This is a genomic window from Alicyclobacillus acidiphilus NBRC 100859, from assembly GCF_001544355.1.
Taxonomy (GTDB): Bacteria; Bacillota; Bacilli; order Alicyclobacillales; family Alicyclobacillaceae; genus Alicyclobacillus; species Alicyclobacillus acidiphilus.
In genome coordinates this window covers 1-22486 of record NZ_BCQI01000052.1, presented here as the reverse complement: position 1 = coordinate 22486, position 22486 = coordinate 1, and the positions used below count along the sequence as shown (strand labels likewise).

The following is a 22486-nucleotide window of genomic DNA, read 5'->3' as shown; positions in this document are numbered from 1 at the left end:
TTATGATAATAAGTACCCTCGTACAGGATGTAAATCGCGGTCCACGCAACGTACGGGATCGCTATCAGAAACAGGCGCTTGCGCCAGAACGAAAACACGTTAAATTCACGGTCGTAATAGGTATAAAACAGCACCAAGCCCGTAATGAACATGAACGCCTCTCGCGTGAAGTGAAAACTCATCACGAGCAGGGATGAGGCAAAATCCAGTCCGGATAAATTCGGTGTGCGAACGTTGTACGCCGAAATCACGTGAACACAGATGACGCCAAGAATGATGCAAGCGCGCATCAAATCAACTTCGTATAAATGTGGTTTCTTCAGACTAGCCCCTCCTCTGCGAGCACAAGACAGTCTATCACGCGGTCCTTGAAAGACCGTTGAAATGAGGGTATCTACTATCTACCATCCTGTTACAGCCAACCAAACCGCTGGCATTGTTTCGAATCAAGAACCAACCTGAAGGCGACCTACACCAGAACAAGGAAGGCAGACCGACATGACATTCTCGAACTGGAATCGCTCGCTCGTTTCGATGCTGATTGGCCTCTTGTCCCTATGGATGCACACTGGCGCCGTGCACGCCAACACAATCGCCAGCCACCCCCCTCAACCGTCTGTGCGCCAAGATGTCGTCGCGGTGAATGATGACCCTCGAACTGTACGCGTCTTGATCTTAGGTTCGTCGGTAGCCCATGGCTGGAAGGACAACCCGCAAGAGGGCGGCTTTCTCCAGCGCTGTTTCAACGCGATGTCGGAACTGACACCTGTAACGTTCGATGTGACGGACAAAGCGGTTCCAGGGCACGGCGTGCTCACCATCCGAGCCCATTACGCCGACTGGTTAACCACCTACAAGCCCGACATCGTCGTCCTCGGATGGGGCGGTTTAAGCGATCTCGCGCAAAAGACGCCACTCCAGGTGTTTGACGAACAAATTCGATGGCAAATCGCGGAAGCGCTTCACCATGGAGCACAGGTGTACGTCGTGACCGCACCGGTATCCGAAGCTTCCTACACGACGTACAAATCTGCTCAAGCGACGCTCTTTCAGCACGAAATCCGCGTCGCACAGGATTTCCACAGTCCGCGCGTGCACATATTTAATGTCTTCGATCAGATGAAACAATATCTGACCGCTCACCACGAAACCGTCCGGCCTTACGCCGGCGACGGGTGGCATCCGAACGCTGCAGGCCACGCGTTGGCGGCGCAGATACTCCTGCGCTCCCTGATGCCAAATTTCGACAGCCCATGAGCGTGATCGGCTGCGATTTTGTCTGAACTAGACATACTCGATCCAGTGTACAACATTTTCGATTGAAATCGAAGATCAGTGTCTCTCAATACGATATAATGGTAGCAAATGAGAGAGAGGCCGAGACATGATGATGAGGACACCGAGAGCGAATCGCAAAGCGATTCACTTGGCAATGTTTGCAGGTTTGACGCTCGGTCTGTTCAGCTTGGTCGGATGTGGCACACAACCCCCAACAGGCACCCCATCCACTCAGACCACGCAGCCTGCCAGGCAGCCGCACATTGCAAACCCGAAGCCTATCTTAGCCACAAAGATTACTGGCACGCTGACGGTCATGGGCGTTGGCGGATCAGTCGCGCACGGTTGGGATGACAAGGTTGGCGGAGGCTATTTGGTTCGAGCGTTCAAGACGCTGACAGCCGAAGGCCCGATTCACTACAACTTTGTCAATAAGTCGATTGAAGGCGACGGTCCAACGCAAATGGCGCCAAAATACCTTCCATTTTTGCGGACCGTCAAGCCACAAGTGGTTGTCATTTCGTGGGGTATGTTGGACGACATTTCCAACAAGACACCCATCGCCAAATTCAAGCAGGCCATTCACGATGAAATCAGCCAAGCGCTGCAGGCTGGATGTTATGTCATGGTCGTCACGCCGCCTGTCACGGGGGCATCGTACGCACATGATGTTACGTCTGAAGCGAACTTGGTCAACACCGAGATCGGCGTAGCTCAGGATTTCCACAGCAACAAGGTCTACGTCTTTGATCTCTTCAATCAAATGAAGGCGTACCTGTCTGAGCATCACCAAAGCGTATCGAAATACAGCGCCGACGCGTGGCATCCGAACACAGCTGGACACACCTTGGCCGGTCAACTGCTCGCAAACGACATTGAACAAGGGTTTGCCGGCAAAACCGAAGCCACTTCCAAGTAAGGCGATATTGTGCTGGCCAGGGTGACCGGGGTGACCGGGGTGACCGGGGTGACCGGGGTGACCCAGTTGAAATAAGCGGCCCCTGGCCGCTTATTTGTGTCGAATCGTCTCATCGGCGGCAAATAAGCGGCTCACAGACGCTTAAGTGACTCAAACCGCGCCATTTCGCAGGCAGTAGCGGCAAATAGGCGGCCCTGGGCCGCCTATTTGCATCCGATCCGGCCAGTTTGGCGAAATAAGCGGCCCCTGGCCGCTTATGTGACGGATCACCTCCCCCAACCTCCCCCAACCTTCGCGATCGCGCCGCCGCAACGGAACCGGCGGCGGCTGAGTCCGCGAGAGTGACCCAGCTGAAATAAGCGGCCCCTGGCCGCTTATTTGTGTCGAATCGTCTCATCGGCGGCAAATAAGCAGCTCACAGACGCTTAAGTGACTCAAACCGCGCCATTTCGCAGGCAGTAGCGGCAAATAGGCGGCCCTGGGCCGCCTATTTGCATCCGATCCGGCCAGTTTGGCGAAATAAGCGACCCCTGGCCGCTTATGTGACGGATCACCTCCCCAACCTCCCCCAACCTTCGCGATCGCGCCGCCGCAAAGTTTGATCAATTTCAAAACGCGCAATCATCAAAACAATCTTAAAATGTGGTATCGTAAGTATAGGAAAGCGCTGTCATGCATATTACCTATCATTCCAAACCTACGGTGACGGCTCGTTCACCAGTTCAACGATAAGGGAGTGGCCAGGTTGACTGAAGTGTCCTTCCAAGCAGGCGTCAATCTCGGAGGTTGGATTTCGCAATATTGGCAATACAGCAAGGAGCACTTTGACTCGTTCATCGTCGAGAGCGACATCGAGCGAATTGCCGAGTGGGGCATGGATCATGTCCGCCTGCCGGTGGATTATCCGGTGATTGAAGAAGATGAACACCCTGGTGTCTTCAAGGAGGACGGCCTGCAGTACATCGACGCGTGCATCGAATGGTGCACGAAGCGTGGCCTCGGCGTCGTGCTGGATCTCCACCGCGCCCCAGGGTACAGCTTTGGGACACTGGACGCCAATACGCTGTTTGACCAGGAGAGTGACCAGCATCGGTTCATCGAAATCTGGGAGATGTTTGAGCGGCGATATCATCACATTGGAAAGTCGTTGAGATTCGAACTGCTCAACGAGGTGGTTGAACCAAACAGCGTCCGCTGGAACAAACTGGCCCACCGAACGATTGAGGCGATTCGCAAGCTCAACCCAAAACGCGTGATCGTGTACGGTGGAAACCACTACAACTCCATCGATCAATTGCAAAACATCGACGTGATCGACGGCGATCCGAATATCGTCTACACGTTTCACTTCTACAAGCCGCATTTGTTTACCCACCAAAAAGCGCAGTGGTCCGAAGTCACCAGCTTGTACAATCAAACGATCACGTACCCAGGCCGCTTCCCAAACTTGAACGAGTTCTTGGCCCGCCATCCGGAATATGGTGGAGGCGAAAACCAACTCACAGACACGTTCATGGACAAATCCCTGCTTGAGCAGTATCTGCAGCCTGCGCAAGCGTTTCTGCGCAATCACGGCGGCGAGTTATACTGCGGAGAATACGGCGTGATCGACAACGCCCCGCTCACCAGCCGCATAGGCTGGCATCGGGATTTGATTGAACTGCTGCTCAAGTTGGGAATCGGCCGGGCCTGCTGGTCGTACAAGATGATGAACTTCGGCCTGGTCAATCACAACGGACACGTCGTCGACCAGGAACTCGTCCGCATTGTAAGTGCGAAATCGGTCTCAGCGTTCGTCTAGAACTTCCGGCAGCGTGATTGGGTAGCGCGCCGCAAGGGCGGAGAACTCGTCCCACGTTTCCTGGCGAATTGGAATCCCGTCCCTGCGGCGCCGGACCTTCTCTAGAAACCGGCGTTCACCTGGTATATAGATGTGATCGGTTCCTTGCGCCAGAGGCGTCTCGTGAATGTCGTCGACCAAACGCATGATGCGTTCGATGAACGCAGGCCGACCCACAAAGTAGTCGGGATGAATCGCGAGATAAAAGAATCCTGTTCCGGGTGGTTCTGGATCGTCGCCAAACATGGTCCCAACTTCGTCGCCCAGCTTGGCGCCTGACAGGGCCCCAGCCAATATTTCCACCAGCAAGGCCAATGCGTACCCTTTGGGTCCTGCCATCGGCAGCACCGCGCCATCTAACGCTTCCATGGCGTCCGTGGTTGGCCTGCCCATGGAATCAATGGCCCATCCTTCAGGGATCGGTTCGCCGCGTTTGGCGGCCATCACAATGTGCCCTCGCGCAACCACGCTCGTCGCCAAGTCAATGGAAATGGGGTAATCGCCGTCGGTCGGGGCAGCCAGCGCGATGGGATTCGTACCAAAGTATGCCCGCCGGCCGCCCCACGGCGGAACGGAGGGAAAGGCGTTGCAGCACAGAAGCCCAATCATACCAAAGCGCGTTGCCCATTCTGTATAGATGGACAATGCGCCTAAGTGATTGCCCCTTTTCACCGTGACCGCCCCGAGTCCATTGTCGCGCGCCAATTCCACCGCGAGTTCCGAAGCCTGCCTGCCTGTTACGCTACCCAAGCCGTGATCGCCATCCATGACGGACGTGACTGGCCCGGTCCGGTGAACCTTCACATTCGGGCGAGGATTAATTTTCCCAATCGAGACACCGTTCACGTAAGCCATCAAACGCATGACACCATGCGTTTCGAGCCCCTGCAAGTCCGCTTCGACGAGGGTGTGGGCCGCCCAGTCCGCGTCCTCATTCGATATACCGACCGCCACAAAGCAGGCTTGAGCAAACTGTTTGAGAGAATCCGCTGATACTTTCCGCTGCACGCGCGCCACCTCAGTCCGATGAATTTCACTGCCCGTCTCTCACGACTCGTGAACAGGCAGGAGGTTATTCGACAGCCTTAGCCAGAAGTTTAGCATAGGCCAGGGCGCCTGTCGGATTGAGATGAACACCGTCGCTGTAAAAGTAATTGGGCTTGCCCGCGCTTGCATCGTACCAATCGACCAAGGTTGTGTTCGGATAGGTCGCGGCTACTTCTGCCAAGGTCTGATTTACCGTCTGTTCCCACGGACGGGGTACACGCGTGTTTACAAGGACGATCCGCTTCATCGGACCAAGTGAATTCAACAGCGACACGAGTTCAGATTTCGTAAATGGGCCGTTCGTACCTAATTCGATAATAATTTTGTCACCAAGTTCGCCCTTTGCTTTCAATTCCGCGATAGCTTGCGGCGCTTGATACATCTGGCGTCCGACCTGGCCATCGCAGACAATCCCGGGAAGCAGTTGTTGCAAATACGGCGTAGCGTCAACCATGACCGAATCGCCGATGGTGGAGATGCCGACGCCAGACTCCTTGGCGTTTCCCGTCGTCGCGTTTCCCGTCGTCGCGTTTCCCGTCGTCGCGTTTCCTGTTGTCGCGTTTCCTGTTGTCGCATTTCCCGTCGTCGCGTTTCCCGTCGTCGCGTTTCCCGTCGTCGCGACGGATACCGGTTTTCCAACGTTGTGCGTATCGTTCACATCGAGATTCGCGATCACGGTGGGCACGCGCTCAGTCACCGCCAAGCCGAACAGAGAGACGACACACACACCGGTCGCTACGCCAATCCACCGCGCTCCCCGGGCGGCGGAACCGGGCCGGCGCCGCCGGTGCAATCCGGAGGTTTTTGGGCTAAACCACCGCCGGATGGGTTGCTCAATCAGCCTCCATGAAACGGCGGCCACCGCGATCGACGCTGCCACCTGAGCGGCATCGCGCCATACGTTGATGCCAGTGCCCGTGACCAACGGGGTCGTTAGGATAATAATCGGGAAATGCCACAGATAGATGCCGTATGATCGAACACCCAACCACCGCAGCGGCTGGCATCCGAAAATCTTCGCAAGCACACTGGACGGATGCGCCAGCGGCACGATTAAGAGTGCGGTCAGAACCGAAAGAACGACGAGACCGCCGCGGTACAGGAACGTCTCGTACTCATTCGTCTGCCAAATCATGTAAGTGATTGCCAAAAGGGCAAATACGCCCATCCCATCGAGCAGGAGCCGCCGTGAACCCGACAATCGATCCGACAGCTTCATACTCGGCCAGACAAAAGCCAGCCCAGCTCCAATCAGGAACGCAAACGCCCGCGTATCCGTCCCATAGTACACGCGGCTCGGATCCGTGCCGGGGACATAGATCCAGGCCATAGCAGCAGCGGACATCAACGCCATGACCAGCGTGATCGCAAGGAACTTCCAACGCCGGCGAAAGAACTTCAGGCCAAAAGCCAGTATGAGGGGCCACAGAAGATAAAACTGTTCTTCGACGGCAAGCGACCACAGGTGCCCGAGAGGGGATTGGCGTCCGAAACTCGCGAAATACGACACCTTATGGAAAATGAACCACCAGTTGCTCACATAGAAGATAGACGCCAAAGCATCCTGCCGAAAGGAGACGATCTGAGCCCTGTCAAACAAGCTCACCCACACGTACACAATCAGCAGCATAAAAAACATGGCTGGAAGGAGCCGTCGGGCCCGGCGAAGCCAGAACTGTCCGAGCTGCAATCGACCGTTTCGTTTCCATTCTGTAATCAGTAGGTCTGTAATGAGATAGCCAGACAAGACAAAGAAGATTTCGACTCCAAGCAAACCCCCTGGCGCCCAGTTTAGCCCCAGATGGTATGCGATCACGGCAAACACAGCGAATGTCCGCAAACCATCCAAACCTGGCATGTAACGAGTTTTGCCGCCAACAGGTCTCGGCATAATCGAAATCCCCCTGTGCACAATTCTTCGGTGACTGTCGCCCGTCTGTCTATATGACTATGATATCCCGCAAAGGGATCAAAACAGACCGCGGGCGAAATAGACATCTTTCGACAAAATCAATTCGTGGTTTATTCACTTGGACACAACTCGGAAGGCTTAGGTATCCACTTCTTTGATTATATATAGCAGACGGAGCAAACGGGGCGATTGTTTCATGGAATTTGTGGCAAATCAATCAATTAGCTGACGTTTCTTATCCTTTTGGCCGAAAGAATACCGCAGCAAGGAAGGCGAAGACGATCGCCGCCGAAATCCCTGCGCTCGTGAGCTCAAAAATACCCGTGATCACGCCGACGAGTCCGTGGGTTTGACCCTCGGCAATAGCACCTTGAACCAACGCGTTGCCAAAAGACGTGATCGGAACCGTGGCGCCTGCGCCGGCAAACCGAACCAAGGGCTGATACAAGTTTAAGCCCCCGAGCACAGCCCCTGCGATCACCATGAGTGACACTGTATTGGCAGGCGTCATCTTGAAGACGTCCATCAAAAACTGGCCGATCACGCAAATCAAGCCGCCGACGACAAATGCCCACAGTAATATCAACGCTTCGTTCCCCCCGTTCGTTCGATGGAGACCGCGTGCGCGATACAAGGGATACTCTCCTGCTGCTGATAGGATGTCGGCGACAACAAGGCCCCGGTCGCGACAATCAACACGCGCTGCAAGTCACCGCTTCGAAGGCGTCGAACGATGTGTCCATACGCGACAGCCGCCGAACACCCGGCACCGCTGGCGCCGGCCCACGTGTCCGGATGCTTGCCGTAGATCATGAGTCCAGCATCGGAATATCGATCCGCCGGGATTTCGATCCGGTGCTGATCGAATAGATCGATCAAGATATCGTGTCCGATTTGCGCCAAGTCCCCGGTCAAGATCAAGTCATAATAATCGTATGGGATCTCCAAGTCACGAAAGTGAGAAACGATGGTGTCGAAGGCCGCTGGCGCCATCGCCGCGCCCATATTGAACGGGTCCTTCAAACCCATATCGACAACCCTGCCGATGGTGGCGGAAGTCACGACGAGCGGGTCCTGTTGATTGTCCGACGCTGTGACGATGGCCGCTCCTCCAGCCGTCACAGTCCACTGAGCGGTTGGAGGCTTTTGCGCTCCATATTCCGTCGGATAGCGGTACTGCTTTTCCGCAGCCGCGTTGTGGCTGACGGTTGCGGCAAGCGCATACTTCGCGCATTGCTTGTCGACGAGCAAGGCAGCCAAAGCCAACCCTTCCATCGACGTGGAGCATGCGCCAAACAGCCCCAGATACGGAACCGCCAACGTCCGCGCCGCGAAAGACGACGAGATGATTTGATTCATCAAGTCTCCGCTCAAGAAAAAAGTCATGTCGTCTTTGGTGAGTCCAGCCTTTTCAATCGCCTTTGCGCACGTTTCGTCAAGCAACATCTTCTCGGACTGTTCCCAACTTTTTTGCCCAAGACGCAGGTCTCCGTGCAGTAAATCAAAATCGTCGGCCAGCGGGCCATGCGCCTCGAACGGTCCACCGATCACCGCTGTCGAGAGAATTGCCGGACGGCTGGGAAACACCCAACTCTGGTGCCCTTGCAGCATGGATTATCCCCCCATTGCGACGAGTGTCCGAATCAGCCCAATGAAAAATGCCGCCACCACGCCTGATACGACAACAGACCCCGCCAACTTAAACATGCTTGAAGCCACACCAAGAACCAAGCCCTCGGAACGGGCATCCAGCGCAGCCGAGACCATCGAATTCGCAAAGCCCGTTACAGGAATGGCCGTTCCGGCCCCCGCAATACGGGCTATCTTATCGAACACGCCTAATCCAGTCAGGATCGCCGTGATACAGATCAGAATGGCAACCGTCGGGTTGCCCGCAGTGCGTTCGTTAAATCCGAAATAGCGGATGAATGCCATTTGAATCAACTGGCCAATGAAGCAAATGGTCCCACCGACCAAAAAGGCCATCGTGAGATTGCGAAGCAATGGCCGCGCCGGTTCGTGGGCTTGAGCAAACTTCTGATATTGTTGCTGAACAGGTGTCAGCTTCTTTAATTTCTGATTCGCCACGACGCACCCTCCATTAGCCGCGCCGCAAATACGGCTCAAGTTCACGAATCATTCGATCAACCTCGCCGGCTTCCTTCTCGTACGCCTGCTTCGCACGGACGTCTTGCGTCGCCAGCGCGTACAGCTCGAGATCCGCCTGGGCCTTTTTCAGCGTCGCGTAGGTTAAGGGTAAAGCCTGAGGTTGAGGGACTTTGATTTTGTCATCGTATAAGTCCAAATACAATTGACCTGTGGCATCCACTTGGCCAAGAAAGACGTTTTCGAGCGCAACCCCCTGTTTCTCCAACTCGCCTTTCAGCCACAGTCGGTTAAAGCCGATGGTCGAAAGCCCTTCGTCCATAATGGTTCCATCCATAATCACGGTTTGAGGCTCCGGTTTGGGCGCGACCTGCATCCCCATCAGCTTCGGCGTCAACGGCTGACTGTCGCTCTTCGGCAACACATTCACGGTTCCGCTCGATTCCATGATCGCAAATTCGACATCCGACACCTGAAAAATGTTGCGCGATCGCAAATTTTCCAGAAGCTCATCCGTCGACATGCGTTCTTTTTTAAGGTTGTCCTCGAGAATTTTGCCATCCTGGATCAGCACTCGTGCTTTGCCCTCGAAGAAGTCGCGCGATCGCTTGCTCTTGAGTGCCAGCCAACTCAGCCCAATCGCCAAAAACGTATATGCGGCCATTGGCACAAGCCCCATATACAACGGCGTGCGCACATCGTCGGTGATGATGGCTGCCATATCGCCGATCGCGATGCCGACTATGTATTCGAAAAATGTAATTTGCGAAAGCTGACGCTTGCCAATCAGCTTGGCGAATACAAACATCGCGGTAAACGCGATGATGGCGCGGATGAGCAGCGAAATCCAGTCAGGCACACCAAAAACCCCTTCAACGAGGGGGACAGGGTCCCCCGTGATCGATGATGCTGAAACGACGGTAGTTAAAAACCTTTGTACGTAGGCTCTTGTTGTTCCATTTGGCCGACACGCTGTTGGAGTTGGTCAACCACCGATTGCGTTGTTTGGGCAGCTTGCGTGTACATTTGTTTCGCCTGTTTGTTCTGGGTCGACAGCGCGAATGTTTCCAGGTTGGCTTGCGCACTCTTTAACGAAGCCAACGTGGTTTTGACCTGTTGCGCGATCGTCATGCATCATCACCTCCGTCGTTGATGACAGTAATGTCTCCTGCGAGGTGAGGTGTAATGCGAGACGGCATCAGGGATGAATTGGGATGCTCGGGAGGATGTGGGCAGGGGCTCCGATGCGGCCTATGCTCACAGCCAATGGGCCCCTGCAGGATCACGATGACTACGTCGCTTACATGGGGCTGTGGATTCCTTTCGAAGCTCCCGCCGGTCGGATATAGGCGTCCCGCCCTGCACCCATGCCAAACGTGAACAGCAGCACGATGGCCATCATCAGAATGAGTAACGGAATTGTCCAGGAACCAAGCGTATTGTGTAAAAACCCGATTAACATAGGACCAGTCGCGGCCAACAGATAGCCAATCGATTGCGCCATGCCCGACAACTGGGCAGCTTCGTCTGAGCTTCGCGATCGCAACCCGAAAAATGACAAGGCGAGACTAATGGCCGCGCCGCCAGCTACGCCAATCAGCACAATCCACAGCCAGTCCAACGCATTGATACCGCTTAAAAGCCCCGCGTAACCAACCAAAAACAGCAGTGCCGTCACACCGACGAAACCGCGTTGGCTCGCGCGTTTGCCAGCGATCACCGGAACGATGAACGATGTCGGCAGACTTACAAATTGCAGCAGCGACAACATCCAACCAGCACTCGTTTCGCTCATGCCCCTGCTTTGCAAAATGTCGGGAAGCCAGGCAATGCTTACATAGAAGACGAACGATTGCAGCCCCATGAAGAGGGTAACTTGCCACGCGAGGCCGGACCTCCACACGTTCACCGTGGCGTTGATTTTCTGTGGGATATGGCGTGAACGCAACTGCGGCAACCAGATCAAAATGGACACGAGGGATAAAATCGCCCAACTCATCATCGAACCCCGCCACCCCACGTGCGCAAGATGTGCTATCGGGACACTGATCCCAGAGGCGATGGCTGCCCAGACATTCATCGAGATGGAATACAGCCCGGTCATCAAACCAACCTGTGTCGGAAAATCGCGCTTGATTAAGCTGGGCAATAGCACATTGCCCATGGCGATGCCTGCTCCCGCGAGAAACATACCGACAAACAGCCCGCTCTGCGACGTCACGCACCGCATGACGATACTCACAGTGAGCAGCCCCATGCTCGCCCCTAGGGCCAACTCGATCCCGATCCGTCGAGCAATCGCTGGAGCAAGCGGCGAGACTACTGCGAAGGCGACGAGGGGCAACGTCGTCAACATGCCCGCCCATGTCGTCGACAATCCTGTATCATGACAGATGTCGTTTATGAGTGGTCCCACACCCGTGATAGCCGCGCGCAAATTCGCTGCAATGAGAATGATGCCAAGAACCAAAAGCACCTGACTTGTTGTTCGGGACGACCCTCCATGACCTGCACCAATTCTCTCCACCATATCTCCCCAACTTTCTCTACGTGTCTGTTCGGAAACCGGCGTCACATGGTCGCCTACGGCCATCCACAATGGCCGCTGCCTATAAGATGTTGGAAACGGGATACGAAACACCTTGAATTCATATTCGTTTCCAGGCGTCTCCCGATGAAATGGCGACTTTTGACTCGTTGATGTAGCGATGAACCACGTCAACTGCACGATCCGCATCCTGGAGCACGATGGCTTCCACCAGTTGCCGGTGCATCGCCAAATGAGCAGCAGTTCCAACTTCACGGCGTACCAAGCTCGCGATGACGTCTTGCAGCGTTCCGGCAATATGTTCGTATAACTCAATCAACATGTCATTGTGAGAAGCACGGATAACCCGTTGATGAAGACGAATGTCTTCCGCTATGTAGCGATCCACGTCCCCGTGAGCCAATGCCGTCTCACAGTTTTCTAACAGAAGAAGTAGTTCCTGTGCCTCGTCCTCAGTTCTACGCAGAGCTGCCAGATGAGCTCCTTCGCGTTCGAGCGCGTGCCGGACCTCTAGGGCTTGCAACAGATCGGAACGCAATATGCGCTTTTGCAATACGACGCCCAACGCACTCGACGAACAAACGTACGTTCCATCCCCCTGCCTGGTCTTCAAGAGCCCCGCATGAGTCAATGCCCGAATCGCTTCTCGCAGTGTATTGCGGCTCACATTCAGTTCGGCCATCAATTCCGGTTCGGCAGGAATGCGCATTCCAACCGTCCATTTTCCCGACTCGATCAGACCTTCCATCTGTTGTGCAACCTGTTCAACCAACGACAGCCGACTCGTCTTCTGCAGCATGAGTGACGTCTCCTTAAATAGACCAAACATAGGATGATTGGTTCATCGGAAGTTTACCACCCATATAACGAGAGGGCAAATATACGACGTGCTCGTTCTCCTGCGCGGCACAACCTGTGGAGATCCTGCAGAATATGAGTATGTTATTGGTGAAATAAATCAGGGAACTCGCTGTTGGCGAGTTCCCTTTCATACGGTATGGGGCAGAAAGGTCGACGTCGTCAATCGGACAGATGGGCTTCCAAAAACCACAGGTCTTTATCCAACTGCCGGGATACTTCTGTAAATAGATCGGACGTATCCGGGTCTTCGTCAGCTGATGCTACAACCGCTTCCCTTGCACTGTTTGCCACGACAGCCCATCGATCAGCCAACGCACGGATGACCTTCTCGTCTTGGCTTAGTTGCAATTCCCATTTGGGCAATGAAGTCTGAGTCGCGATGGACTGGACTGGCAATCCTGCAGTTCCGCCGAGGGCGGTCACACGCTCAGCCACGGTGTCGGTCAACTCCAGAAGGTGCCCGGCAAGTTCATCGAACAGTTCGTGGTAAGCGATGAAATGCGGCCCTCTTACGTTCCAGTGCGCCAATTTCGTCTGAACAAACAAATCCGTCAAATCGGTCACATGTTTGTTCAGCAGCTCGATCATGTGCAGTTTCACTTGGTCTGATAGATTGTTCCGTGTGTGTTTCAAGTCGGCCATTGTAACACCTCCAAACGAGTCATTCACCAACACCTATTATACCCGAATCACTTGGATCCAATTTGTCCGCCACGAAGGCAGTGTTGGTTTCGGAACCTCCCCGTCAGAAGAATTACCCACGGTCCCCGACTCCACGTGAGATACTGCTGGTTAAAGCCCGTACCATATGATAAAGCACGAGTTCAACCTGTTCAGGTCGGTTGTCAATCCGATGAAGACCTGTGACATCGTGAGCGTCAAAGCGCGCACACGTATGGCTAGCTCATCGCTAGGAAGTAGAATCTGAAACATCCCCATCACTCGCTGGTGGGGATGTTTCATATTCTACTTCCTCGATGAGCTAGTGCCCCTTCAGGCAACGTAGTTTGAGGAAAGTGGAGGATTAACCAGTGGAATGTAGAATATCACTAACGGTGGTGATATTCATGTGCCTGTATGTCCGTGAATTGAGCCCTGCCGAGGGTAACAGATTGGTTCGTATTGCCCGTAAGGGGTCCAATCCGGTCTCCGTGCGTAGAGCACTGGTTGTCCTGGCTTCTGCTCAACGAATGAAGGTCCCCGAAATCGCACGACTCTATCACTTGTCGGAGGAACATGTCCGCCATGTGATTCACGCATTTAACGAGAAAGGCTTTGAGGCTCTTCAACCCCGCTATGGTGGTGGACGTCCCAGGACGTTCACGGACGAAGAGCGTGCTGGCATCATCGAGTTGGCACAAACTCCACCGAAGGTTCTGGGATTGCCGTTTACGACGTGGTCGCTGAGCAAACTCAAGCAGGTCGCTGAACAAAAAGGGATCGTTCGTTCGATTAGTATCGAAACCATCCGGGTCATCCTGAGTCAAGCGGACATAACCTATCAACACACGAAGACCTGGAAGGCATCAAACGATCCAGAGTTCGAGAGTAAAAAAAACGAATCCAGTCGCTGTACAACAATCCACCCAAGGACGGACGAGTGATCTGTCTGGACGAATTCGGACCACTGTCGATTCAGCCGTTTGCGGGTCGTGGGTGGTTCGTAAACGTAAGCCCAGCCGGTTACCGGCGACTTACCATCGGACGCACGGTGTTCGTCATTTGCTGGCTGCACTGGACTTGAAATCCGACAAACTGTATGGGCATGTCTCGAACTCGAAAAAGCATCAAGACATCCTACGTTTTCTCAAGGTGCTACGCCGTCGTTATCACCGTTCCGAGCGGCTGTACATCATCCTGGACAACTTTTCGCCGCACAAGCATGAGCGTGTCCGAAACTGGGCGGTCGAGAACAATGTGGAATTGGTCTACACTCCGACACACGCATCGTGGCTCAATCGGATTGAGTGTCATTTCGGGCCGTTGCGCAAGTTTGTGCTGAGTGGCAGCAACTATGAGAACCATAAAGCACTTGGTGACGCAATTCGGGCATATATTCGCTGGCGCAATAAGCACAGGCGAAACGCTAGCCTTCTACGGGAACAAAAGAAGATCAAGGTTGTCTGAAGGGGCACTAGCCATACGTGTGCGCGCTTTGACGCTCACCTATCCAAAAGAAATTCTGAATGCCCAACGCACCCGAACCAAACTGGGTAGTTTTTTTGGTTCGGGCAATTCCGAACTGCTCAATGAGACAGTCAAGAAATTTGTAACGTGCGTGACATAGAACGATAGGATTACCATTTATCACATGAACCATGCGTTCTATTTTAGGCATCACACTATGCGATTTGCCAATAGTGTCTAATGAGAAACATTCCGATTGAAATGAGGTGAAAAGAGGGATGATAACTGTTTTTACTTGAAATTACCCGGAATATATCCATCGCATCTTCAAGACGATTTCAAATGGAATTTAGGGGGATATATGCAATGAGGAAAAAACTTCTCGCTACAGTCGCGACAACAATTCTGCTCTCCAGCGCTACTCCTAGCGTAGTTTTAGCAGCCAATCAAACGAGTTCTCAGACTTCTTCACAAGATGTTATCACAAAGCACTTTACTTTCGACCAGCCGTTAACTATTGTCCCTAGCCTGACCTACGGGTCTGAAACTACAACCACAGCCCAGAAACTCTCAGCGCAGGCTCTGAGTGCTGTCGTTGGAGCGGATATTGCTAACGTAGAGCCGACGCAAAGTAAGATTCACTTTGATGTCACGACAACTACGCAAAAGAGCGATGGAAGTACCGTTATTCAAGCACAAGGATACGTTGGAGTAGGTCAAGAGCAGTATAAAATATCCACAACTGCAAACCCTCTCTATTCCATTTCCACGAGTCTTGGGATACTGGAGAAAGCCGAGATACCTGGAACACTGACTACGCCCAGTGGCAAATCGTATAGTATTAATATCGGAATTGCATATATACCGAACACCGATAATTATCAAGCGACAGTCGTCGTTGACGGATTAGGCTATCCTTTGTCTTTGGATTTTGGTAAAGGTTTCATTACACAAAGCCTTGCGCAACAGATAGAGACAGCTTCACCATCAAGCGTTGCAGAAGCTCCTCTGACGACAACTACGTCTACTTCAACATCCACATCAAATTCAACAACTTCAGCGGTTTATGGTACCGGCACAGCCGAAAGTGCGACTTCATCAAATCTGTCAACGGACGACGCTAGCGGAGGCGGAACTCACCATTTTTTAGGGGATGATTATACAACAGTTTTAGATGGCGACTCAAATTACTTTGGAAACAATACACCGACAGCAGTATTGAGAGGTTCAAATGGCCCCGAGGGAACTGGAGAACTATGGGTAGAGGACCAAGTTTGGGGCACAAATCAAGTTGAAAATTATCTCTCTGGAACAGGACGAGCTATTTCAGTATCAGGTGTAAACTTCGCAGTCCAGAATCCCAATAACAATTGGCTGATTGATAACCAGTTTTATCCTGTTCCGCAACCTTCTACATCAATATCACTATCCCCACTAAGTTGGGCTATCGATTACATTCCGGAACTGGCACCATATTCGGCGCTTGTTAATGCACTTGCTAATCAATCGGTCACTGTAGGTGGTGGAATACAGGAGGAGACACCAACTACTGACCCCTATTTCCAACAAATTAATTGGTCGAATGTTCAAAACGATGAATTGACAGGATCGTACGATCCGCCGTCTGGCAAAGAGTCCTACAACGAACGATTCTTTGTCAATGCTCCAAACGGAGCAGCCATTACAATTGACGGTCAGGTAATCTACGAAACTGATGCATATGCAATTGGATTTACCACGTATGATTCAAGCGGATGGATTTACATGCCAGGGACGATCGGTGCGCCGTCATAAAAATTGTAATATCATAGGAATGGGGCTTCATAATGTTTACAAAACACTCGGATCGGAGTTGTTTGGTCCGAGTGTCTGCTTAAAATTGGGGGAATGGATTATGCCGAAACGATGGTTCTGGGTCTTAATATCCACAATTATTTTGCTTGCTAGTGCCTTTGGTTATCAAACGATTCGAGTTATACGTTATGATAACGGAGTAACCAAAAACCTTAATCTAGCAATCAGTAAATATCAAGAATCAGGATTATTATTAACCACTAATAGTCAAGCTTCACCAATCCCCTATTTAGCTAGCGCAGGCGCAATTATGATGACTGTACTGAACGAAGGTGTCGATTCAAACAGTAGATATGCGACTTTTGAAGTCTATCTCGACTCGGCCTATCGTATTTTGTCCTCCCGCTCGACGTATAACCCTATAGTTGTTAAATCTACGATTGACTGGCTCGAAAACTGTTCTTCCCATTTACTTAAGATAAATAGTTCCAATGGCAGACATCAAAATCCAACTCAGAGTATTAAATGGATTCTAGATAATACACCAAATTCTCTACGCCAAACCTTCAACTCAATCGGATAGCTAACTTACTGAAAATTTAATGCCTCAGGGTTACAGCTTCGGGGGGGGGGGAGTGTCAATAATTTTGTGTAAACTCTATCAGACGGTTTCTTAGTGAAGATAGGGTTTCAAGCGCTCCTCGAAATGTATCGCAAGCTGGCTGAAGATTTCTCCCCAGTTATGAACTCGCGTGGTCCATTTTCTGGTCACTTCCATTGTCGCCAGATACAGCATCTTCACGAGAGAATCATCCGTCGGGAACATGCTCTTGCCTTTCGTCACCTTCCGTAGTTGCCTGTGGTAGCCTTCAATTAGATTCGTCGTGTAGATGATTTTGCGCATCTGTTGGGGATAGCGGAAGAACGTCGATAGCTCCGTCCAGTTACTACGCCATGAGCGCACAATGATGGGGTATTTCTTGCCCCACGTCTCCTCGAATTGGTCCAGTGCCGCGAGTGCTGTCTCCTCCGTGTTTGCTTTGTAGATTGGTTTCAGGTCCGCAGTGATTTTCTTGTAGTCTTTGGCTGCAGCATACTTCAGCGAATTTCGAATCTGATGAACGACACACTTTTGGATATCCGCTTTAGGGTACGTTGCCAAGATGGCTTCACTGAATCCCTTGAGATTGTCCACACAAGCAATGAGGATGTCTTCCACGCCTCGACCCTGGAGTTCCGTGAGCACGGACAACCAGAATTTCGCCGATTCATTCTCACCAATCCACATACCCAAAACATCTTTTCTACCGTCCAAGTCAATGCCTACAATCATGTATGATGCCTTGCTAACAACTTGTCCGTCCTGCTTTACTTTGTAGTGTTAGCGCCGGACTATAATTGACCCGGGGTCGCCGGGATGAAAATGACCCACCCCAGTTGAATATCTCTCTTCAAACCTCGCCAGGTGATGAAGGGAGAGTAACCATGCTGAAGGGTGGATCACTCATGAGGGTACAAGATTTATTGATGCAAGGGAAGAGTCTGAGGGAGATTTCCAGACAAACAGGATTTTCGCGTAATACGATTCGAAAGTACGTCCGTGGTGGGATGGTCGTCGAAGCTAGCTCACGTCCAAAGCGTGGCTCGAAGTTGGATGCATACAAACCACTGATTGACGCATGGATGGCAGCTGGATTGTTTAACTGCGAAGTCATGTTTCAGCGACTACGGGCACAGGGATACTCCGGTGGGATGACGCTTATTAAAGATTACGTGCACCCTTTCCGTCCGCCGAAGCGACAGAAAGCGACTCCCCGATACGAGACGAAGCCTGGTGAGCAGGCTCAGCTCGACTGGGGTATCTGCGAGTACATTGATGAACACGGCGTTCGTAGAAAAATTCCCGTGTTTGTGATGATTTTAGGTCATTCCCGCTCGACGTATATTGAATTCACGCGTCGCTGCGATATTCATAGCTTCCTGCGCTGCTTTACACACGCGCTTGAACACTTTGGTGGCGTCCCGAAGATTGCGCTGACCGACAGGATGAAGACGGTCGTGCTTGGCACCAACGATGACCGCAGTCCCATATGGCACCCTGCCTTTCAGGACTTTGCGCTAGCAGTTGGACTGACACCAAAGCTTTGCAGAGCGCGCAGACCTCAGACCAAAGGCAAAGTGGAACGGGCGGTTCGATATGTGAAGGAGAACTTCTGGGTCGCTCGGCAGTTCACTGACCTTGCAGATCTCAATCGCCAAGCACTCGCCTGGTGTCATGAGATCGATCAGCGAATTCACGGTACCACAGGAGAGCGTCCATGTGACCTGTTGCCTCAGGAGCAGCTACGTCCCCTGCCGTCTCCAGAGAAACTCGCGAAATTCCTGCGCGAGGAGCGCAAGGTAAGCATGGATGGCTACGTAAGTTTTGATGGGGTTCTTTACGGAGTGCCCTGGCAGTACAGTGGCCGCACGGTCACGGTACGCCAACTCGGAGAACAAATTGAAGTCTGGTCCGAAGGCACGAGGATCGCGGTGCATGAAAAGTCGCCTCGATTCAATGGCGTTATGAGACTGAAGGGGCAATACGCCGGACTCAGCACGGCACAAGGCGCGACAGGGCCATTGCCTGTAGCTCGCCAGGTTCCCGTGGATGCCGTGGATCAGCGCCCACTCTCCGTGTATGCCGCTCTCGCGGAGGTGGGCGCATGATTGAGCTGGAGAAAGCACACGCGCAACTCGAAGAACTCAAACTTGGCGCCGCCTCAGCCATTCTAGACAGCCGATTACAGGTAGCAACCGAAAAGAATCTAACGTACGTCAGATTTCTAACGGACCTCCTTGGCGCAGAACTGGAGGAGCGCCACAAGAGAAACGTTGAGACGAAGGCGAGACTGTCCAAGCTTCCGTACCGCAAGACGTTGGAGGAGTTTGACTTCTCCTTCCAACCAAGCATCGACGAGAAACTTGTCCGCGAATTTGCAACGTTAGCCTTTGTACACCAAACAACGAACCTGGTGTTTCTTGGCCCGCCAGGCGTTGGCAAAAGTCACTTGGCCGTGGCGCTGGCTATGGAAGCTATCTCACAAGGGCTCTCCGCGTACTTCGTCACGGTAACGAATCTGGTAAACGACCTGCGCAAAGCGTATCACGACGGGCGGCTCGACACACGCATGAGGAAATACCTACGCCCAAAGCTGTTGTTGATTGACGAGGTTGGATATCTGCCATTGGACCCAATTGGAGCGAACCTACTGTTCCAATTGATTAACGCCAGGTACGAGCGGGGCAGCATTATCCTAACGAGTAACAAAGGCATTGGGGAATGGGACGAATTGTTCGGGGACGCAGTGCTGGCCACGGCTGTGCTCGACCGCCTGCTACACCATGCGCACATCCTGAACATCCGTGGACAAAGCTACCGACTGAAGGACAAGATGAAGGCTGGCGTATACACGGCGCCAGCTGAACCAAACGCTTCCTGATTCAAGCTGCTGGGTGGGTCAAAATTAAGTCGGCGATCTGGGTCAATTTTAACCCGGCGTTGACAGTAGTGAATCGCATCATGAACACAACTGCGTAAACAGGATTCAGTGGGCGGTTTTGCCACTCTTTAATCATGGGGAGCAGTTTGTCCGTGATGTTAGAAACAAGTGTCGGGGATTGTATGCCGCATAATAAACGTGCAGAAAACCGCAGCGTAAAATTGCAGAGCTAGCCTGCGTTTTACGGGGCGGAAAATGCATGGGCACTTGCAACACCCACTCTATTAATCCTACCCTTTGGTTTGTCGAAGACCTGAGGGTGGTGAGAGAGGATGCTGAAAGTGCCGCAGCAACAGTATATCAAGTTCTTGTATGAGAATGAGGATTATTCGATCTCGGAGATTGCGAGGGTCATGGGCGTCAGTTGGCGTACAGCCAAGAAGTATGCCACCAAGGATGATTGGAACGAGCCCTTACATCGACGCAAGAGACGATATCCTGTTCTCGGTCCGTACCTTGACATTATCGATACCTGGTTGGCTGAGGAACAGTCCTTGCCCCGTAAGCAGCGCTACACGGCGAAGCGAATCTTTGATCGCCTGTGCGATGAATACGAGTTTGATGGTGGCCGGCGCACTGTCGAGGAATACGTCGCCAAGCGTCGAAAGCAGCTCAAGTTAGAGCGTGCAGAGAGCTACGAGCATCTTGAGCACCCCGGTGGAGAAGCGCAAGTCGATTTTGGTACGGCTTATGTTGGACAATCTGGGAAACTCGTTGAGCGGAAAGTGCTCACGATGTCTTTCCCGTTCAGTAATGCGGCTTTTGCCTTCCCAGTCCGCAAGGAGAACACGGAATGCTTCCTGGAAGCCATGAAACGCATCTTTGAGCGGATGGGCGGTGTTCCAAGGAGGATCTGGTTTGACAATCTGTCTGCGGCAGTGATTTCTATTAACCGGGACGGAAAGCGTACATTCACCGACCAGTTCCTGCGTTTCGCAGCGCATTACCGATTCGAACCAGAGTTTTGCAACCCGTACAGTGGTCACGAGAAGGGCCATGTCGAAAACAAGGTTGGATATGGGCGTCGCAACTGGCTCGTACCTCCGCCGATTTGTGAGACGGATGCTGACCTCGAGGACCATTTGGCGCAGGCGGCAGAGGCGGACATGGGTCGCCCTCACTACGCCAAGAAGGAGCAAATTGCTAACCTTTGGAAGGCAGAACGCAGCAAGTTGTTAGCCTTGCCAACCGTCCCGTTTGATGTTTACCGACTTGAGTTGGCTCGGTTGAACAAATACCGGGAATTTCGGTTTGAAACCACCACATACCCGCTGCCGCAGTGTCGTGCCCTGGAAACCATACTGCTCAAAGTGAAGTGGGATGAGATCGAGGTTCTGTCTAATGATGGAGAGTACCGCCATTTGACGACCCTGCCCCGTCCGTATGCGGAAAGGGAGATTCCGATTGAATGGACGGCCGTGTTTGACGGATACCGAAGAAAGCCACGGGCTGTGATGTACTCAGATTTGGCGAAATTCCTGCCCGCTTCTGTACGTTCATTCGTGCAAGCAGAAGATATTGAGTTGAGGAAATCTCGCATTGTCTTGATACGGCGATTGCTCGACTCCCACCAGATGTCCGACATTGGCGCTACACTTGATGCGTTGGCTGGGCATTCCGACCCTGATAGGGTGCTTGAGCACGCACTTTATGCCTTAAAACACCCTGAGTTCCGCCCTGAGCCATTTGTAGAGCCGCATACGCCAGTAGAAATTCACGGACACACACCTGATCTTGGCCAATATGACGCCGTTCTGGGGGTGAGCAGAGCATGAAACAGGAGTTGGCCACTGTGTGCAAGAGTCTCCACTTAGGTTATGTGATGGAGGCATACGAAGCCATTCCATTTAATGACCGCTCGGATTACCTGCTCGGCGTGCTGCAGGCGGAATTGCAGGGCCGAGAAATGTCCAGGATTCGCAGACTCATGAAGAAAGCCCGCTTTCCACAAATAAAGACGCTGGAGGATTATGATTTCGAGGCAGTCACCTTCCCAGTGCACTGCAATCGTGAGCTCTTAACAGACCTTATGTTTCTCGAACGCAAAGAGAATGTAGTGATGCTTGGCAAGGTCGGGACTGGCAAGACCCACCTGGCAACGGCCCTCGGCGTGGAAGCCTGCCGACGGGGGCACGAGGTGCGTTTTTTCCGGGTGCATGATCTTGTGGCTCAATTGCAGGAGAAGTACCAGACCGGAACACTCCACCGTTTCCAACGGGAGTTGAACAGAGCCGAGCTTCTCATCCTGGATGAAATGGGGTTTGTCCCCTTTCACAAAGATGGCGCCGAGCTGTTGTTTAACGTCATCTCCGAATGCTACGAGCAAAGGAGTGTGATTGTGACCTCAAACCTTGAGTTTGGGCAGTGGAACACTGTGTTTGGTGATGCAAGACTGACAGCAGCGCTTGTGGACCGACTCGTTCACCATGCCCATGTCTTGGCGTTCACCGGCGAGAGCTACAGGCTAAAGCATGCCCTATCTGGGGCGAAGTCGTCGTAATCTTCAGTGTTG

The 22486-nt window shown here is 52.6% G+C and carries 22 protein-coding genes and 2 pseudogenes; 11 read left to right on the top strand and 13 right to left on the bottom strand.

Translation table 11 applies throughout. The features are described from left to right. Window positions 1-290, bottom strand: a 290-nt coding sequence (locus AAC01S_RS14425; RefSeq protein WP_157071199.1) for an acyltransferase family protein, incomplete at its 3' end; no start/stop codon positions are given. 208 nt (window positions 291-498) lie between these two features. On the opposite strand from AAC01S_RS14425, the gene AAC01S_RS14420 reads away from it, so the two are divergent. The 3 genes from AAC01S_RS14420 (at window position 499) to AAC01S_RS14410 (ending at window position 3998) form a co-directional block, all read left to right on the top strand. After that, window positions 499-1257: an SGNH/GDSL hydrolase family protein gene (locus AAC01S_RS14420; RefSeq protein WP_067623821.1), complete on the top strand. Its 759-nt coding sequence runs from the start codon at window positions 499-501 to the stop codon at window positions 1255-1257. 127 nt (window positions 1258-1384) lie between these two features. Continuing rightward, window positions 1385-2197, top strand: a complete 813-nt coding sequence (locus tag AAC01S_RS14415) for an SGNH/GDSL hydrolase family protein (protein ID WP_245630237.1) — start codon at window positions 1385-1387, stop codon at window positions 2195-2197. 754 nt (window positions 2198-2951) lie between these two features. Further along, window positions 2952-3998, top strand: coding sequence for a glycoside hydrolase family 5 protein (locus AAC01S_RS14410; protein WP_067623822.1), 1047 nt, complete (start codon window positions 2952-2954; stop codon window positions 3996-3998). On the opposite strand, the gene AAC01S_RS14405 is transcribed toward AAC01S_RS14410, so the two are convergent. The 10 genes from AAC01S_RS14405 to dps form a co-directional block, all read right to left on the bottom strand. Then, window positions 3984-5045, bottom strand: coding sequence for an Ldh family oxidoreductase (locus AAC01S_RS14405; RefSeq protein WP_067623820.1), 1062 nt, complete (start codon window positions 5043-5045; stop codon window positions 3984-3986). The genes AAC01S_RS14410 and AAC01S_RS14405 overlap by 15 nt on opposite strands. 64 nt (window positions 5046-5109) lie before the next feature. Then, window positions 5110-6975 carry an acyltransferase family protein gene (locus tag AAC01S_RS14400; RefSeq protein ID WP_067623817.1) on the bottom strand — a complete coding sequence of 622 codons (1866 nt, stop codon included), beginning with the start codon at window positions 6973-6975 and terminating at the stop codon, window positions 5110-5112. 256 nt (window positions 6976-7231) lie between these two features. Continuing rightward, window positions 7232-7582 (bottom strand): stage V sporulation protein AE, encoded by a 351-nt coding sequence (gene spoVAE, locus AAC01S_RS14395; protein ID WP_067623807.1) that lies wholly within the window; start codon window positions 7580-7582, stop codon window positions 7232-7234. Then, on the bottom strand, window positions 7579-8607 hold the full coding sequence (spoVAD, locus tag AAC01S_RS14390) for a stage V sporulation protein AD (RefSeq protein ID WP_067623805.1): 1029 nt from the start codon (window positions 8605-8607) through the stop codon (window positions 7579-7581). The genes spoVAE and spoVAD overlap by 4 nt, the downstream gene beginning before the upstream one ends. 3 nt (window positions 8608-8610) lie before the next feature. Beyond that, window positions 8611-9084, bottom strand: coding sequence for a stage V sporulation protein AC (gene spoVAC / locus AAC01S_RS14385; protein ID WP_067623804.1), 474 nt, complete (start codon window positions 9082-9084; stop codon window positions 8611-8613). Window positions 9085-9097: 13 nt separating this feature from the next. Continuing rightward, window positions 9098-9961, bottom strand: a complete 864-nt coding sequence (locus tag AAC01S_RS14380) for a DUF421 domain-containing protein (protein ID WP_067623800.1) — start codon at window positions 9959-9961, stop codon at window positions 9098-9100. Between the two features lie 65 nt (window positions 9962-10026). Further along, window positions 10027-10233 carry a DUF1657 domain-containing protein gene (locus tag AAC01S_RS14375; RefSeq protein ID WP_067623797.1) on the bottom strand — a complete coding sequence of 69 codons (207 nt, stop codon included), beginning with the start codon at window positions 10231-10233 and terminating at the stop codon, window positions 10027-10029. A 169-nt stretch (window positions 10234-10402) separates the two neighbouring features. After that, complete coding sequence (locus tag AAC01S_RS14370) at window positions 10403-11632, bottom strand: CynX/NimT family MFS transporter (RefSeq protein WP_067623794.1); 1230 nt, start codon at window positions 11630-11632, stop codon at window positions 10403-10405. A gap of 118 nt (window positions 11633-11750) precedes the next feature. Continuing rightward, a complete protein-coding gene (locus AAC01S_RS14365) occupies window positions 11751-12449 on the bottom strand; it encodes a FadR/GntR family transcriptional regulator (RefSeq protein ID WP_067623790.1) in 699 nt (232 codons plus the stop codon). A gap of 221 nt (window positions 12450-12670) precedes the next feature. Further along, window positions 12671-13153, bottom strand: coding sequence for a DNA starvation/stationary phase protection protein Dps (gene dps / locus AAC01S_RS14360; protein ID WP_067623787.1), 483 nt, complete (start codon window positions 13151-13153; stop codon window positions 12671-12673). A gap of 389 nt (window positions 13154-13542) precedes the next feature. Between dps and AAC01S_RS19355 the strand changes: the two genes are divergently transcribed. The 4 genes from AAC01S_RS19355 to AAC01S_RS19345 all read left to right on the top strand — a co-directional run bounded on the left by AAC01S_RS19355 (window position 13543) and on the right by AAC01S_RS19345 (window position 17015). Continuing rightward, on the top strand, window positions 13543-14115 hold the full coding sequence (locus AAC01S_RS19355) for a helix-turn-helix domain-containing protein (protein WP_067623784.1): 573 nt from the start codon (window positions 13543-13545) through the stop codon (window positions 14113-14115). A gap of 52 nt (window positions 14116-14167) precedes the next feature. After that, window positions 14168-14638, top strand: a complete 471-nt coding sequence (locus AAC01S_RS19350; protein WP_067623781.1) for a transposase — start codon at window positions 14168-14170, stop codon at window positions 14636-14638. A 366-nt stretch (window positions 14639-15004) separates the two neighbouring features. After that, window positions 15005-16432, top strand: coding sequence for a hypothetical protein (locus AAC01S_RS14345; protein ID WP_067623779.1), 1428 nt, complete (start codon window positions 15005-15007; stop codon window positions 16430-16432). Between the two features lie 100 nt (window positions 16433-16532). Further along, the gene (locus AAC01S_RS19345) at window positions 16533-17015 is read left to right on the top strand and encodes a hypothetical protein (protein ID WP_157071198.1); all 483 of its coding nucleotides are present in this window, start codon (window positions 16533-16535) and stop codon (window positions 17013-17015) included. A 90-nt stretch (window positions 17016-17105) separates the two neighbouring features. Here the strand turns inward: AAC01S_RS19345 and AAC01S_RS14340 are convergent. Next, window positions 17106-17813: pseudogene (locus AAC01S_RS14340) on the bottom strand (IS256 family transposase); the annotation flags it as partial. A gap of 104 nt (window positions 17814-17917) precedes the next feature. Here AAC01S_RS14340 and istA (AAC01S_RS14335) point away from each other — a divergent pair. Next, the gene (istA, locus tag AAC01S_RS14335) at window positions 17918-19141 is read left to right on the top strand and encodes an IS21 family transposase (protein ID WP_067623777.1); all 1224 of its coding nucleotides are present in this window, start codon (window positions 17918-17920) and stop codon (window positions 19139-19141) included. After that, the gene (gene istB, locus AAC01S_RS14330; protein ID WP_067623773.1) at window positions 19138-19914 is read left to right on the top strand and encodes an IS21-like element helper ATPase IstB; all 777 of its coding nucleotides are present in this window, start codon (window positions 19138-19140) and stop codon (window positions 19912-19914) included. The genes istA (AAC01S_RS14335) and istB (AAC01S_RS14330) overlap by 4 nt, the downstream gene beginning before the upstream one ends. Before the next feature lie 65 nt (window positions 19915-19979). Here the strand turns inward: istB (AAC01S_RS14330) and AAC01S_RS19340 are convergent. Then, window positions 19980-20077, bottom strand: a pseudogene (locus AAC01S_RS19340) (transposase); the annotation flags it as partial. A gap of 169 nt (window positions 20078-20246) precedes the next feature. Here AAC01S_RS19340 and istA (AAC01S_RS14325) point away from each other — a divergent pair. After that, window positions 20247-21749: an IS21 family transposase gene (gene istA, locus AAC01S_RS14325; protein ID WP_067623769.1), complete on the top strand. Its 1503-nt coding sequence runs from the start codon at window positions 20247-20249 to the stop codon at window positions 21747-21749. Then, a complete protein-coding gene (gene istB, locus AAC01S_RS14320; RefSeq protein ID WP_067623766.1) occupies window positions 21746-22474 on the top strand; it encodes an IS21-like element helper ATPase IstB in 729 nt (242 codons plus the stop codon). Before istA (AAC01S_RS14325) ends, istB (AAC01S_RS14320) begins: the two co-directional genes overlap by 4 nt. Window positions 22475-22486: the final 12 nt, after the last annotated feature.